Genomic DNA, 14,348 nt, shown 5'->3' on the forward strand with positions numbered 1-14,348 from the left:
CTTGCCGTTGGGTAGCCCGGGTTAGGCGTTTACGCCGCGACCCGGGAATAACGTCATATTCTCCCGGTTAACTCACCAGCTGTTTGAGCAGGGCAAAAGCATCTTTCATGCGATCCTCGCTGACCACAAAAGCGCGCAGCTGGTTTTCGGCGTCAACGCCTTTCGCGACCAGGCCGTCTTTGGCGGCAACGATATTCCACGTCAGATCCTCGCGTCGGGTATCGCCCGCCAGGTGCAGCGGTAAATCCGGCGTTTTAACCTTCACCAGCATCGGCGGCAGCTTCAGTTCCCCCTGCTGAGCCAGCAGATTTTTACCCAGGCACATGGCGCTCAGCAGAATCGGCTGCAGAAAAGGCAGGACCATACCGTTGATTTCCGCGCAATCGCCGAGGGCGTAAATCGCCGGATGGCTGGTTTGCAGCTGGCTGTTCACTACCACGCCGCGGTGAGTTTTCAGACCCGCATGCCGCGCCAGCGCCGTTTCCGGGCGTAAACCGGCGGCGGCGACCACCGCATCCACCGTCACCGTACGCTGGCGGTCAAGAGTGACGCGAATCCCGTCGGCGCTCTGCGCCAGGCTTTCCAGCTGGGACTTCAGCATCAGATGCACGCCCATGTCGGTCAGACGATGCTGCAGTCGGCTGCTGGCCTCGGGCGGCATCAGGGCCGACAGTACGCTGGCGGAGTTATCCACCACCGTCACCGCTTTGCCGGCGCGGCAGAAATCCATCGCCAGCTCGCAGCCAATCAGCCCGCCGCCGACGATCAGCACTCTTTTTGCATCGCGCAGCTGGCTTTGCGCCGCACCGTATTCCCGCTGGCTGTTGAGGGTCAGCATCAGCTCGCGGCCCGGCACCGGTGGGATAAACGGCGTTGCGCCGGTGGCCAGCACCAGTTTGTCATAGCGCCACTCGCGGTCCTGGCTCTTCACAACCTGATTATCGGCGTCGATATCGCTGACCCAGGTATGCGGAAACAGGCGCAGATTGTACTGCTCGGCAAACTCGCCCGCCGTTTGCAGGGTCAGGTCGTCGGCGTTCTGCCCGCGGCTGACCACATGGCTGAGATCCGGTTTGTTGTACTCATCCATGCTGTCGGCGGCGATCAGGGTCAGCGGGATATTCGGGTCCTGCTTGCGAATATTTTTCACCAGCTGACGGGCCGCGAAGCCCGAGCCGATGATGACGATGCCATCACTCATTTTGCCTCCGATGCCAGAACGTCAAACACATCTTTACCCAGCGAACACTCAGGGCAGAGGAAGTTATCCGGGACTTCGCTCCACGGCGTACCCGGCTGGACGTCCTGGTTCGGTTCGCCCTGTTCGGGGTCGTAAATCCACTGGCAAACGCTGCACTGCATTTTCGGGCCGAGATCGGCTGCCGCTGGCGCGGCGCAAGGCGTTGCCACAGGCGTGGCGTGTTTAGCCGGGCTCGCCGGCAGCGGGGAGAGGGCCCACTGGCGGGCGATTTCGCGGCCGTGCTCGCGGCACACTTCCAGCGCGTCGAGATCCGGGCGCCATTTGGCCTTCAGGCTCAGGGACATTTCAAAGCCCGCATCCTGTAAACGCGTGGACAGGCGGTCAACCGCACCGCCGCTCCAGCCGTGGGAGCCAAAGGCGCTGGCGCGCTTGTTACGGAAACGCAGGCCGGTCATCTCCTCCACCAGCCCGGCGATTTTCGGCATCATCACGTTATTCATGGTTGAGGTGCCGACCAGCACGCCCTTCGAGCGGAACACGTTAGTCAGGATTTCATTTTTATCGCTGCGGGCGACATTGAAAATTTTCACCGCCACGCGCGGATCCACGTCGGTAATGCCCTGGGCTATCGCGTCAGCCATCATGCGGGTGTTGTTGGACATGGTGTCGTAGAAAATGGTGATGCGGTCTTCCTGATAATCCGCCGCCCACTCGAGATATTTTTCGACGATCTGCGTCGGGTTATCGCGCCAGACCACGCCATGGGAGGTCGCAATCATATCCACCGGCAGATTAAAGCCGAGGATTTCGGTAATTTTCGGCGTCACCAGGCGGCTGAACGGAGTCAGAATGTTGGCATAGTAGCGCTGGCACTGCTCATAAAGTTCAATCTGATCAACTTCATCATTAAACAGATGCTCATCGCAGTAGTGCTGGCCGAAGGCGTCATTGCTGAACAGCACCGCGTCGCCGGTCATATAGGTCATCATGCTATCCGGCCAGTGCAACATCGGGGTTTCCACGAAAATCAGCTGTTTGCCGTTGCCGATATCCAGGCTGTCGCCGGTTTTCACCACCTTAAAATTCCACTCCGGGTGATGATGGTGTCCGTTGATAGAGTCGATGGCGTTGGCGGTACAGTAAATCGGGGTGTCCGGGATCTGCGTCATCAGTTCGGTCAGCGCGCCGGCATGGTCCTCTTCCGCATGGTTAATAATGATGTAATCGATATCGGCGAGATCGATTTCGCCGCGCAGGTTCTGCACGAATTCGCGGCTGAATTTATGATCGACGGTATCGATCAGCACATTTTTTTCTTCGCGGAGGAGATAGCTGTTGTAGCTGCTGCCGCGCAGCGTTTTGTATTCCGTCCCGTGGAAATCACGCACTTCCCAGTCGCGCTGGCCAACCCAATGAATGTTATTTTTAACCAGAATAGACATAGCAACCTCAATTAATTCAGCAGTGTTCAAATAAGATGTTTTGCTTATATCAAGTTGCGTGCCAAATTTTTAACTAATTGAATTTAAAGTTTTTTATGTTTTTTGTTAAATCTGTTGATGTCAAAATGACAATGGTTAAAATAGTCGATATGACTATGTGGGTTGTCAGAATGACTATGAGGCGACAATGAGTTTCTCCGTCGAGGCCCTGGCGAAAATAGCCATTGATTTACAAAGCGATCTCGGCCACGCCGACCGTTTTTCGCGGCTGATTACCACCCTGCGGCAGATACTTGGCTGTGATGCTTCGGCGCTGCTGCGCTACGAAGCGCACCAGTTTGTGCCGCTGGCGATTGATGGCCTGGCCCAGGACGTGCTTGGCAGGCGCTTTGCCCTTGAAGGCCACCCGCGGCTGGAGGCGATTGCCCGCGCGGGGGACGTGGTGCGTTTCCCGGCGGACAGCGATCTACCGGACCCTTACGATGGCCTGATCCCCGGTCAGGAGAGCCTGAAGGTACACGCCTGCGTCGGCCTGCCGCTGTTTGCCGGGCAAACCCTGATTGGCGCGCTCACCCTCGACGGCATGGATGCGGACCGTTTTGACAGCTTCAGCGACGAGGAGCTGCGCCTGATTGCTGCCCTGGTGGCCGGGGCGCTCAATAACGCGCTGCTGATCGCCCGGCTGGAGAACCAAAACGTGCTGCCGGAGCAGGCTATCGTTTACCCGCCGGCCGAACGTCAGGAGATCATTGGCCTGTCGGCGCCGATGCTGCAGCTCAAGAAGGAGATCGACATCGTCGCGGCTTCCGACTTAAACGTGCTGATTAGCGGCGAGACCGGCACCGGCAAAGAGCTGGTGGCGAAAGCGGTACATCAGGGATCGCCACGAGCGGCCAATCCGCTGGTCTATCTCAACTGCGCGGCCCTGCCGGAGAGCGTGGCGGAGAGCGAGCTGTTTGGCCACGTCAAAGGGGCGTTTACCGGGGCGATCAGCAACCGCAGCGGCAAATTTGAAATGGCGGACAACGGGACGCTGTTCCTCGATGAAATCGGCGAGCTTTCGCTGGCGCTGCAGGCCAAGCTGCTGCGGGTGCTGCAGTATGGCGATATTCAGCGCGTCGGCGACGATCGCAGCCTGCGGGTTGATGTGCGGGTGCTGGCGGCCACCAACCGCGACCTGCGTCAGGAGGTAGTGGAGGGGCGTTTTCGCGCCGACCTGTATCATCGTCTGAGCGTGTTTCCGCTGTCGGTTCCGGCGCTGCGCGAACGGGAAAATGACGTGGTGCTGCTGGCTGGTTATTTCTGCGAACAGTGTCGTTTACGCATGGGGCTGGCGCAGGTGATTTTAAGCGAGGCGACGCGGGCCAGACTGCTGGCCTGGCCATGGCCGGGCAACGTGCGCGAGCTGGAGCACGCTATTCATCGGGCGGTGGTGCTGGCGCGGGCGACGCAGGCGGGTAATGACATCGCGCTGGAGCCGCAGCACTTTCAACTGGCCGGGGAAGCGCCGGTCTTGCCGAGCGTCAGTCCGCATCCGGCGGCGGAAGCGGTGAGCCTGCGCGAGGCGACGGAGGCGTTCCAGCGCGAAGCGATAGCCAGCGCGCTGGCGGCTAATGGCCGCAGCTGGGCCGGCGCCGCCCGCGCGCTGGGGCTCGATGTCGCCAACCTGCACCGGCTGGCGAAGCGTCTGGGGCTTAAAGGATCCCGGCCTGATAAAAATTCTGCAGGTTAATCGCGCCGACCAGTTGGCCGTTTTCATCCACCACCGGAGCGGCGCTGATTTTGTGCTTCATCAGGCGCTCTTTGGCTTCTATCGCGCGGCTTTCCGCCTGCAGAGTAACGCCGTTGCGGGTCATCGCCTGGCTGACGATATCCTGTAAGCTGCCGCCGCCCACCAGCCAGCGGCGCAGGTCGCCGTCGGTAAACACGCCCTGCACGTGATTACGTTCATCGCAGACTGCCACCAACCCCAGGCCGGTGCGGCTGAGTTCGAGCATCGCGTCCATCACGCTGGTGTCGTTGGCGACGCGCGGCACGTCGCCGTCGCGGCGCATCAGATGGTGAACTTTGTTCAGCAGCCGCGCGCCCAGCGCGCCGGCCGGGTGCGAACGGGCGAAATCTTCTTCGTTAAAGCCGCGGGCCTGCATCACCGCCATGGCCAGCGCGTCGCCGAGCATCAGGGTATTGACGGTACTGGAGGTCGGCGCGAGGTGCATCGGACAGGCTTCACGCTCTACGGCAATATCAAGCACCGCTTTAGCCGCCAGCGCCAGCGGCGAAGTGGATTTACCGGTCATCGCCAGCAGCGGAATGGATTTTTCCTCCAGGCGCGGGACGATAAGATCCAGCTCTTTGGCGCTGCCGGAGTAGGAGATAAACAGCATCACGTCGCGGCTGTCGAGCATTCCGAGATCGCCGTGCAGCGCTTCCGCCGGGTGGACGAAAAATGCCGGGGTGCCGGTGCTGGCGAAGGTGGCGGCCAGCTTTTTACCGATATGGCCCGATTTGCCGATACCGGAGACCACCAGTTTGCCCTCGCAGTGGATGATGGTTTCCGCTGCGCGGATGAAGTCGTCGCCCAGGCGTTCAGGCAGGCGGCTCGCCTCCTGAAGCTCCAGCATTAGGGTCTGGCGTCCGGCTTCTAACAGAAAGTTACTCATGATGTTCTCCAGTAATAATGACTTCGATGCCTTTGTCTTCCAGCGCCCGCTTAAATTCCGGGCTGATATCGGCATCGGTAATCAGTTTGTCCACGCTCTCGAGGCCGCAGACGATATTGGGACTTTTGCGGCCAAACTTTGACGAGTCAGCCATCAGGATAACTTCGCGGGCGGCATTGCACATCGCTTTGCTAACCGTATAAACCTCATTAAAGGTGGTGACGCCGGCGATTAAATCAATGCCGTCGGTGCCCATAAACAGGCGGTCGAAGCTGAATTGTTCGAAGGCATTTTCCGCCAGTTGGCCGTGAAAAGAGGCCGATTTTTTGCGAAACGTGCCGCCCGGCATCAGGATGGTTTGTTCATTATCCAGTTCGGAGAGGGCGTTGACGATATGCAGGCTGTTGGTCATCACGGTGATGTTGTTGAAGCGGCTGAGCATCGGCACCATTTGCAGCACCGTACTGCCGGCATCAAGAATGATCGAGTCGCCATCGTGAATAAAGCTGACCGCGGCTTCGGCAATCCGCTCTTTTTTATGGGTGTTGATCAGCGTTTTGTGGTCGATGGGCGGATCGGCCTCGTCTTTATTTAACACCACGCCGCCGTAAGTGCGGATAACGGTACCGGCATTCTCAAGGATCACCAGATCCTTACGGATGGTGGTGCCGGTGGTGTCGAAGTGTTGCGCCAGCTCTTCGACCGAGCATTTACCCTGCGTTTGCAGGTGCTCGAGAATGGCTGCCTGGCGCTGACGTGGTTTCATAGGCGTTGTATCCTGCGTTTAAAGTTTCGAAATGATAATTTCGCAAGATATTAACGTTCACAACGAAATTATCCATGTTTCGGATTAAGCGCTAATGATAGTGCATTCTGACAGAGCGGATCATTGGGAAAGATCACATCAGGCTGCAATTCCTTGAGATGCTTACCGGTGAGGGCGGGAATTTTTTGCGGCCTGGCGAAGACGGTGAGGCCTTTCATTAACAGCGTATCGCAGATGCGGTCGTCTTCGTCGACGGCAATGGCGACGACGACCCGCGGCTTGAACCGCCCCGAGGAACGGCCCACGCCGACGCGGCCCTGCTGGCACAACCGGTCGAACGCGCGATTGAACTGCCGGATTTGCCAGCCGCCAAAGGCGAGCTGGGTTATCCAGGCGATGGCGGCGACGGTGATAAGTACGGTAACCATAAAAGTCTCCATAAAGTGTGGTGTAGGGAAGACCCGGGTCGCGGCGCGTGCGCCTTACCCGGGCTACGGACCGGCGCGGGTTGCCGGTTTTGTAGCCCGGGTAAGCGCAGCGCAATCCGGGAATCCTGTTTTAAAACATCACCTGCCCGCCGGTGACGTTAATGGACTGGCCGGTGCAGTACGAAGCCTGCGGACTGGCATAAAACATCAACACGTTAAGTACGTCCTGGTAATCGCAGCCGCGCTTCAGCGGGACTTTGTCGATGTAATACTGCTCGACCTGCTCCTCCGGGATCCCCAGCTTGGTGGCGTACTGCGGCAGGAGAGACTGGAACATCGGCGACTTCAGCAGGTTGCCGAGCATCAGGGAGTGCACGGTAATCCCGTACTCCGCGAGGTCCAGCGCCAGCGACTGCGTCAGCCCCACGCCGCCGAACTTCGCCGCGCTATAGCCGGAGTTATGCTTGCTGCCCACTTTGCCGGATTTAGAGTTGATCTGAATAATGCGTCCTTTAATGCCGTCGCGGATCATCAGGCGGGAAAACTCGCGGGCGCAAAGGAAGTAGCCCACCAGATTCACCTGCAGCGAGCGGTCGAAATCCCCCAGTGCGAAATCGCTGATAAACGCCGCTTTAGCGATCCCGGCGCTATAGACCAGCAGGTCGACGCGGGAAAAAATGTCGTCCACCCCGCGGGCGAGGGCGACGACGCTGGCTTCGCTGGTGGCGTCCGCGCCGAAGCCCCACGCCGTTCCTTCGCCATATTCCGCGTTAATTGACTGCGCGACGCGGGACGCTTTATCGCTTTGAATATCGACCACCGCCACGCGATAGCCTTCCGCGGCAAGCCCGCGACACAGAAACTCCCCTAAGGTTTGTCCCCCACCGATGACAACAGCAACCTGATTCATACTTTTCTCCTTACAGCTTAAGCAACAAATTTCAGTACGCAGCCGGCGGCGATGCCTTCCGGCACCGGGCCAGCCACGTGTACGGTTCCGGGGAATTCCGCTTCGCGGTGACCGTCAAAGCGCAGCGTGATATGGCCCAGCTCGCGCAGGTTCTGCTCGGCGACGTCGCCGACGGCGGTGACCGGGTAGCGCATCTCGCCAAGCTGCAGCTCCGCACCCGGCACCAGCGCGCCGGACAGCTCGCCGTGGTTGTGAATAAAGCAGTACTCTTCGATATCGGCCGGGGCGCCTTCGCGGAAGGTGATCAGCATCTGCTCGTCCAGCGCCATCGCCGCGCTGGCGCCGATATGGGTAATGGTGGTCTGGTAAATCACGGTCATCTTCAGGAACCTCTTATTGGTAAATAAATCCGGAAACGAACCAGGCGATCAGCACCGTTGGCGCGCCGGTCAGGAAGCGGCTCACCAGTACCGACGGTACGCCGACGCGCACGGTGTCCTGGCGCGCTTCCGCCAGCGATAGGCCAACCGGGATAAAGTCGCAGGCGGCCTGGGCGTTAATGGCGAACAGCGCGGGCAGAGCGAGGTGCGGCGGAATATTACCAAGGCCAATCTGTACGCCAATCAGCACGCCGATGACCTGGGCGATGACCGCGCCGGGGCCGAGAAACGGCGACAGCAGCGGGAAAGAGCAGATCAGCGCCAGGGTGACGAGGCCCAGCGGATGGCTGGCGAGCGGCGCCAGGCCGTGGGCAATCCAGTCGCCGATGCCGGAGGCCATGATGATGCCGATCAGCGCCGCGACGAAGGCCATAAACGGCAGAATGGTTTTCAGCACCGTATCGATGGTGTCGCGACCGGCCTGGAACAGCACCGCCACGACCGAACCCATCCCCATTCCAACTTTGGCCAGCAGGCCGTCGCTCTGCTCGGTTATTTTCTTGCTGGTGTCATAGTCGCGGGCCGCCGGCTGAACAGGCGCGGCCTGCGGGGCCGGGGAGTCGCCATCTTCCAGCGCGATAATGTTCTCCTCTTTGACGCCGGAAACGTAAATATCTTCGACGATGTACTGCGCCAGCGGACCCGATTTGCCGGTCGCGTGAATATTAATGGTCGGGATGCGGCGCTTCGGGTAGATACCGCAGCGCAGGGTGCCGCCGCAGTCGATAATCGCCACGCCGATTTCCGCTTCCGGCGGTTCGCCCTCTTTGAAGCCATCGACCGCCTGCCAGCCGGTGAGGCGGGCAATTTTATCGACGATCGCCGGGCGGGTGCCCGCGGTGATATAGACAATCTTTTTACCGGCAACGGCGTCGAGTTCGAGCGGGCCGCCCCAGCCGCCGGCGCCTTTTTCAATGCGAATACGGGTCATGATGTCGCTCCTGACAGATGCACTTTCTGCTCAAGCTGGATAGCCATTTTTTTCTCAAAAATCGACGTGGTCAGGTCGGTCACCCAGCCGCGGAAGAAGTTCGTCACCAGGCCCACCAGCAGATAGCTCACCGCCAGCGGCCCTAACGGCAGACCGAGGGTGGTTAGCCCGTTGGCAATCCCCAGATAGACGAACAGTTCGCCGGGGTTGATGTGCGGAAACAGGCCGTTCATTGAGTGGCAGCTGTAGGAGGCCGCCGCGTAGTAGCTCGGTTTGTATTTCTCGGGCATAAAGCGCCCAAGGCTCAGGGTCATCGGGTTACAGAAAACGAAGGTGCCGATGCAGGGCAGCAGCAGGTAGCGGGAGATCGGATTACCGGCGCAGCGCTGCGCCAGCTTTTCGATCCGCTGCTGACCAATAAAGTTGATCAGCGCGTTCATGATCACCAGCAGACTGATCAGCAAAGGCAGGATCCCGGTGACCATACCGGTGAACACCTCGCCTCCCTTCTGAAACAGGCCGATAAACCATTCGGCGCCGTGGGTAACGACTTCAATCATTGTTCTCTCCTTCAGCGTGTTATTTTTCTTGCTAACTGGCAGCTAATTTTAATCATTTTAAAAGGTTTGAAATTGTTATATTGATCGCAAAATGAAAGATAAATATTTTATTTTGAAAGATTGTGGCTGAAGTGAACGAAGGATCCGACGGGGCGAGAGGAAAAAAGGCGATAAAAAAGAATTTACATTGCCGCCGCTTCCTTGTGAGCGGGCGCATGCTTTACCATAATTACCCCTTGCCGATTTGTTAAATGGATGTCCCATGTTGAAGCGTCGTTCCCTGGCTTTACTCCCCCTGTGCGTTCTCCTCGCTGCCTGCAGCAGCAAACCTCAAACTCCTGCGGAAAAGGAAATGGCGGGCGGTACGGGCGGTTTTTTACTCGAGCCGCAGCATAACGTGATGGAGATGAGCGGCGATTTCGCCAATAACCCGGCGGCGGAACAGTTCATTGATAAAATGGTGAGCAAGCACGGCTTCGACCGACAGCAGCTGCATCAAATCCTCTCCCAGGCCAAACGCCTGGACTACGTGCTGCGTCTGATGGACCGTCAGGCGCCCACCGGACTGCCGCCGTCAGGGCCAAACGGCGCCTGGCTGCGCTACAAAAAGCAGTTTATTACCCCGGATAACGTGCAGAACGGCGTGGCGTTCTGGAACCAGTATCAGGATGCGCTCAACCGCGCGTACCAGGTATACGGCGTGCCGCCGGAGATTATCGTCGGGATTATTGGCGTCGAGACCCGCTGGGGGCGGGTGATGGGGAAAACCCGCATCCTTGATGCGCTGGCGACGCTGTCGTTTAACTATCCGCGCCGCGCCGAGTACTTCTCCAGCGAGCTGGAAACGTTCCTGCTGATGGCGCGCAGCGAACAGGACGACCCGCTCGATCTGAAAGGCTCCTTCGCCGGCGCGATGGGCTACGGTCAGTTTATGCCTTCTTCTTACAGGCAGTACGCGGTGGACTTTAACGGCGACGGGCATATCAACCTGTGGGATCCGGTCGATGCGATTGGCAGCGTGGCGAATTACTTCAAGCAGCACGGCTGGGTGAGCGGCGATCTGGTGGCGGTACAGGCGCTGGGCCAGGCGCCTGGGCTGAACAATGGGTTCAAAACCAAATACAGCGTCTCGCAGCTGGCGGCGGCAGGACTTACCCCGACTCAGCCGCTGGGTAACCATCAGCAGGCGAGCCTGCTGCGTCTGGATATCGGCACAGGCTACCAGTACTGGTACGGCCTGCCGAACTTCTACACCATCACCCGCTATAACCACAGCACCCATTACGCGATGGCCGTCTGGCAGCTGGGGCTGGCGGTTTCTCAGGCCCGCATGCAGTAATCCCGCCTTCTGCGCTCCTCTCCGTGCGGAGAGGAGTCTGTAACATTTTGCAGCATTTCCTTTTGTTGACGCCAATTTACATTCCGCGCTTCTTTTAATATTGTTATGTTATAACATTTTATTGAGGCGTTAACATTGACTTCCTTATTGATGACATCAGGTATAGCCCGGCTGGGGATGGCCTGCGTGCTGCTGGCCGCTCTGTGGCTGGCAACCTGGTGGGCGGTATCGCTGCCATGATTGAGCTCGATCATCTGGTGGCTGGCTATGAAGGGCTGGCGATCACGCCGTCGCTGAGCGGCGCGATTGCAGCGGGGAGTATGACCGCTATCGTCGGCCTGAACGGCTGCGGCAAATCGACGCTGTTAAAGACGCTGGCCGGATTTATTCCGCCGGTCAGCGGCCGCCTGAACTGGCGCGACGGACGGCCGGTTATCGGCTGGCTGGCGCAGCGGCATGCGCTGGAGTCGCAGTTTCCGCTCACGGTGCAGGATGTCGTCAGCCAGGGGACCTGGCCGTGCGTATCGCTGCTGCGTGGGCTCGGAGGAGGAGGGCGTCAGCGCATCGTCGCAGCCATAGAGCGGGTGGGGCTGTTAACGATGGCGAAAACGCCGATTGAGGAGCTCTCCGGCGGTCAGTTTCAGCGCATGCTGTTCGCGCGGGTGATGGTGCAGCGCGCGCCGCTGGTGATGCTCGACGAACCGTTTACCGGCATCGACGAAGCCACCTGCCGCGAGCTGATGGCGCTGATCCTGGAAATGCATCAGCAGGGGCAGACGATTCTGGCGGTGCTGCACGATAACCAGCGGGTCGCCGACTATTTCCCGGAAACGATGCTGCTGACGCCGCAGCGCGCCCGCTGGGGCAGTACGCCTGATGTGCTGCCCGCCTTTCACGGCGCGAGGCTGGCATGATCTGGCATACCTTCATTCAGCCCTTTATCGAATTTGGCTTTATGCGCCGCGCGCTGGTGGTGTGCCTGGCGTTGTCCCTGAGCACCACCATGCTCGGCGTCTTCTTGCTTTTACGCCGCATGAGCCTGATGGGCGATGCGCTCTCGCATGCGATTTTGCCGGGTGTGGCCGCGGGCTATCTGCTTAACGGGATGTCGCTGCTGGCGATGACCGTCGGCGGTTTTATCGCCGGGATTGCGGTCGCGCTGGTGGCGGGGTGGGTCAGCCGACGCACGCCTTTAAAAGAGGATGCCAGCTTTGCCGGATTTTATCTTGGCTCCCTGGCGCTGGGCGTGACGCTGGTCTCGCTGCGCGGCTCTAACGTCGATCTGCTGCATCTGCTGTTCGGCTCGATTCTGGCGGTGGACAGCGATTCTGCGTTGTTTGTGAGCGGCGTCGCCAGCCTGACGCTGATCTGCATCGCCCTGTTTTATCGCGGCCTGGTCAGCGAAGCCTTCGACAGCGTCTGGCTTCAGGTCAATGCACGAAGATTGCCTGCGCTGCTGCACGGCCTGTTCCTCGCCCTGCTGGTTCTCAATCTGGTGGCCGGGTTTCAGGTGCTTGGCACGCTGATGGCAGTGGGGGTCATGATGCTGCCCGCGGTCGCGGCGCGATGCTGGGCGCGGACGCTGCCGGGCATTCTGCTGCTGGCGGCGCTCATTGGCGGTTTTTGCGCGTGGATGGGGCTGAGCCTGTCGTGGGCGGCAAACCTGCCTGCCGGGCCCGCCATTGTGCTGACCGCCAGCGGCATCTTTTTTATATCGGTGTTTTTTGGCACGCGCAGCCGGCTGGTTGTCGGCTGGCGCAAATTAATGGGGTAAGGAATATGATGAAACGTACCGGGATATGGCTAGCGCTGGCGCTGGGTTTGGCATCGCACGGGGTGATGGCGAAAACCCTAAACGTGGTGAGTAGTTTTTCCGTATTAGGCGATATGGTGCAGCAGATTGGCGGCGAACATGTGCATGTGGATACGCTGGTAGGGCCGGACGGCGACCCGCACACCTTTGAACCCTCGCCGAAAGACAGCGCGCTGCTGAGCAAAGCCGATGTGGTGGTGGTGAACGGCCTGGGGCTGGAAGGCTGGCTGGACAGGCTGATTAAGGCATCGGGGTTTAAAGGCGAGCTGGTGGTGGCTTCCGACGGCGTAAAAACCCATACGCTGGAAGAAGATGGCGCAACGGTAACCGATCCGCACGCGTGGAACAGCGCCGCGAACGGTGCGCTGTATGCGCAGAATATCCTCAACGCCCTGGTGAAAGCCGACCCGGAAGATAAGTCGGCGCTGGAGGCATCCGGTCAGCGCTATATCAGCCAGCTCAATGAGATCGATCGCTGGGCAAAAGATCGGTTCAGCGCCATTCCGCAGGCAAAGCGTAAGGTTCTGACCAGCCACGACGCGTTCGGCTATTTTGGCCGCGCCTATGGTGTGACCTTCCTCGCGCCGCAGGGATTGTCTTCGGAAAGTGAAGCCAGCGCGGCGCAGGTGGCGGCCTTAATCAAACAGATTAAAGCCGACGAGGTGCATACCTGGTTTATGGAAAATCAGCTTGATCCAAGACTGGTTAAACAGATTGCCAGCGCAACGGGCGCGCAGCCGGGGGGAGAGCTCTACCCTGAAGCGCTCTCTAAACCGGGCGGCGTGGCGGACAGCTACGTGAAAATGCTGCGTCACAACGTGGAGCTGATTGCGGCGAGTATGAAATAAATGAAGCCGGCCCGCGGCGGGCCGGTTATCTGACCTGATTATTCTTCAAGTATCTTTTTGATTTTTTTGGTTAATGTGAAACCAAAGACAATACAGCCCACCCCCAGCAGGATCTGTACGCCTTCGTACAGCGGGTTGAATGAGCGGGTAAATATATTCAGTAGCGCGGTAAACAGTGACACGACGCCACAGATAAACAGGCACAAGCGCACCTGGCGTATTTTTTTCACGTTCTGCTCTGAGGTAAGCGGTGTTTTGACCATTCCTGGTAACCTCTTATTTCACTCTTCCTGATATGTGCGGTGAATTGTGACACCGGCGACCCCTGGCGGCTATCCGAAAATGCGTCGTCGGGCGTGGTCGATGTTTTTCTGAAGCAGACTCGTAAATTCGTTACCTCATCCCCATATCTCTGCTGGAAGTGCTATCTTTGATGGCCTGGTTGTACAGCTTACGTGGGGCGACGAATGACAGATTCCGAATTAATGCAGCTGAGCGAGCTGGTGGGGCAGGCGCTGAAAGCGCGCGGCGCGACGGTGACCACGGCGGAGTCCTGCACCGGCGGCTGGGTCGCCAAAACCCTTACCGATATCGCCGGTAGTTCGGCATGGTTTGAGCGCGGTTTTGTGACCTACAGCAATGAAGCGAAATCGCAGATGATTGGCGTCAGCGAAGCGACGCTGCTTGAGCATGGCGCGGTGAGTGAACCGGTGGTCGTGGAGATGGCGATTGGCGCCCTGCGCGCGGCCCGTGCGGACTATGCCATTTCGGTCAGCGGCATTGCCGGACCGGATGGCGGCAGCGCGGAAAAGCCGGTGGGAACCGTCTGGTTTGGCGTCGCCAGCGCCAGCGGACAGGGCGTGACCCGGCGCGAATGCTTTGCCGGAGACCGCGAGTCGGTACGCCGCCAGGCCACGGCCTATGCGCTAAATCTCCTCTGGCAACAATTTCTACAAAACACTTGATACTGTATGACTATACAGTATAATTGCTTCAACAGAACAGAATTC

16 protein-coding genes are annotated in these 14,348 nt (G+C 59.0%); 6 read left to right on the forward strand and 10 right to left on the reverse strand.

From position 1 onward, the window contains the following. Nucleotides 1-67: 67 nt before the first annotated feature. Nucleotides 68-1,201 carry an NADH:flavorubredoxin reductase NorW gene (gene norW, locus EGY08_RS21565; protein ID WP_004124056.1) on the reverse strand — a complete coding sequence of 378 codons (1,134 nt, stop codon included), beginning with the start codon at nucleotides 1,199-1,201 and terminating at the stop codon, nucleotides 68-70. Next, nucleotides 1,198-2,643 carry an anaerobic nitric oxide reductase flavorubredoxin gene (norV, locus tag EGY08_RS21570; RefSeq protein WP_123828888.1) on the reverse strand — a complete coding sequence of 482 codons (1,446 nt, stop codon included), beginning with the start codon at nucleotides 2,641-2,643 and terminating at the stop codon, nucleotides 1,198-1,200. The genes norW and norV overlap by 4 nt, the downstream gene beginning before the upstream one ends. A gap of 187 nt (nucleotides 2,644-2,830) precedes the next feature. On the opposite strand from norV, the gene norR reads away from it, so the two are divergent. Beyond that, nucleotides 2,831-4,375, forward strand: a complete 1,545-nt coding sequence (gene norR, locus EGY08_RS21580) for a nitric oxide reductase transcriptional regulator NorR (protein WP_057173199.1) — start codon at nucleotides 2,831-2,833, stop codon at nucleotides 4,373-4,375. Here norR and gutQ read toward each other — a convergent pair. From gutQ to srlA, 7 genes are all read right to left on the reverse strand, one after another. Continuing rightward, entirely contained in the window at nucleotides 4,338-5,303 is a 966-nt protein-coding gene (gene gutQ, locus EGY08_RS21585) for an arabinose-5-phosphate isomerase GutQ (RefSeq protein WP_004104827.1), read from the reverse strand. The genes norR and gutQ overlap by 38 nt on opposite strands. After that, nucleotides 5,296-6,069, reverse strand: coding sequence for a glucitol operon DNA-binding transcriptional repressor SrlR (gene srlR / locus EGY08_RS21590; protein WP_004124044.1), 774 nt, complete (start codon nucleotides 6,067-6,069; stop codon nucleotides 5,296-5,298). Before srlR ends, gutQ begins: the two co-directional genes overlap by 8 nt. 68 nt (nucleotides 6,070-6,137) lie before the next feature. Further along, a complete protein-coding gene (gutM, locus tag EGY08_RS21595) occupies nucleotides 6,138-6,497 on the reverse strand; it encodes a transcriptional regulator GutM (RefSeq protein ID WP_123828889.1) in 360 nt (119 codons plus the stop codon). Between the two features lie 130 nt (nucleotides 6,498-6,627). Next, entirely contained in the window at nucleotides 6,628-7,407 is a 780-nt protein-coding gene (gene srlD, locus EGY08_RS21600) for a sorbitol-6-phosphate dehydrogenase (RefSeq protein WP_004124038.1), read from the reverse strand. A gap of 17 nt (nucleotides 7,408-7,424) precedes the next feature. Continuing rightward, complete coding sequence (srlB, locus tag EGY08_RS21605) at nucleotides 7,425-7,787, reverse strand: PTS glucitol/sorbitol transporter subunit IIA (protein ID WP_004124022.1); 363 nt, start codon at nucleotides 7,785-7,787, stop codon at nucleotides 7,425-7,427. Between the two features lie 13 nt (nucleotides 7,788-7,800). Then, the gene (locus tag EGY08_RS21610) at nucleotides 7,801-8,778 is read right to left on the reverse strand and encodes a PTS glucitol/sorbitol transporter subunit IIB (protein WP_004124020.1); all 978 of its coding nucleotides are present in this window, start codon (nucleotides 8,776-8,778) and stop codon (nucleotides 7,801-7,803) included. Then, the gene (gene srlA, locus EGY08_RS21615) at nucleotides 8,775-9,338 is read right to left on the reverse strand and encodes a PTS glucitol/sorbitol transporter subunit IIC (protein WP_004104818.1); all 564 of its coding nucleotides are present in this window, start codon (nucleotides 9,336-9,338) and stop codon (nucleotides 8,775-8,777) included. The genes EGY08_RS21610 and srlA overlap by 4 nt, the downstream gene beginning before the upstream one ends. A gap of 262 nt (nucleotides 9,339-9,600) precedes the next feature. On the opposite strand from srlA, the gene mltB reads away from it, so the two are divergent. The 4 genes from mltB to EGY08_RS21635 all read left to right on the forward strand — a co-directional run bounded on the left by mltB (nucleotide 9,601) and on the right by EGY08_RS21635 (nucleotide 13,338). Further along, nucleotides 9,601-10,677, forward strand: coding sequence for a lytic murein transglycosylase B (mltB, locus tag EGY08_RS21620; protein ID WP_009651581.1), 1,077 nt, complete (start codon nucleotides 9,601-9,603; stop codon nucleotides 10,675-10,677). Between the two features lie 203 nt (nucleotides 10,678-10,880). Then, the gene (locus EGY08_RS21625; protein WP_162626111.1) at nucleotides 10,881-11,591 is read left to right on the forward strand and encodes a metal ABC transporter ATP-binding protein; all 711 of its coding nucleotides are present in this window, start codon (nucleotides 10,881-10,883) and stop codon (nucleotides 11,589-11,591) included. Continuing rightward, a complete protein-coding gene (locus EGY08_RS21630; RefSeq protein WP_004124010.1) occupies nucleotides 11,588-12,451 on the forward strand; it encodes a metal ABC transporter permease in 864 nt (287 codons plus the stop codon). The genes EGY08_RS21625 and EGY08_RS21630 overlap by 4 nt, the downstream gene beginning before the upstream one ends. A gap of 8 nt (nucleotides 12,452-12,459) precedes the next feature. Further along, the gene (locus tag EGY08_RS21635; protein ID WP_004124008.1) at nucleotides 12,460-13,338 is read left to right on the forward strand and encodes a metal ABC transporter substrate-binding protein; all 879 of its coding nucleotides are present in this window, start codon (nucleotides 12,460-12,462) and stop codon (nucleotides 13,336-13,338) included. Nucleotides 13,339-13,376: 38 nt separating this feature from the next. Here the strand turns inward: EGY08_RS21635 and EGY08_RS21640 are convergent, their stop codons facing one another. After that, complete coding sequence (locus tag EGY08_RS21640; RefSeq protein ID WP_004124007.1) at nucleotides 13,377-13,601, reverse strand: hypothetical protein; 225 nt, start codon at nucleotides 13,599-13,601, stop codon at nucleotides 13,377-13,379. Between the two features lie 204 nt (nucleotides 13,602-13,805). Here EGY08_RS21640 and pncC point away from each other — a divergent pair, with 204 nt between their 5' ends. Then, a complete protein-coding gene (pncC, locus tag EGY08_RS21645; RefSeq protein WP_004124005.1) occupies nucleotides 13,806-14,303 on the forward strand; it encodes a nicotinamide-nucleotide amidase in 498 nt (165 codons plus the stop codon). The last annotated feature ends 45 nt before the right edge of the window (nucleotides 14,304-14,348 follow it).

It is taken from the genome of Klebsiella sp. FDAARGOS_511, assembly GCF_003812845.1.
Lineage (GTDB): Bacteria > Pseudomonadota > Gammaproteobacteria > Enterobacterales > Enterobacteriaceae > Klebsiella > Klebsiella grimontii.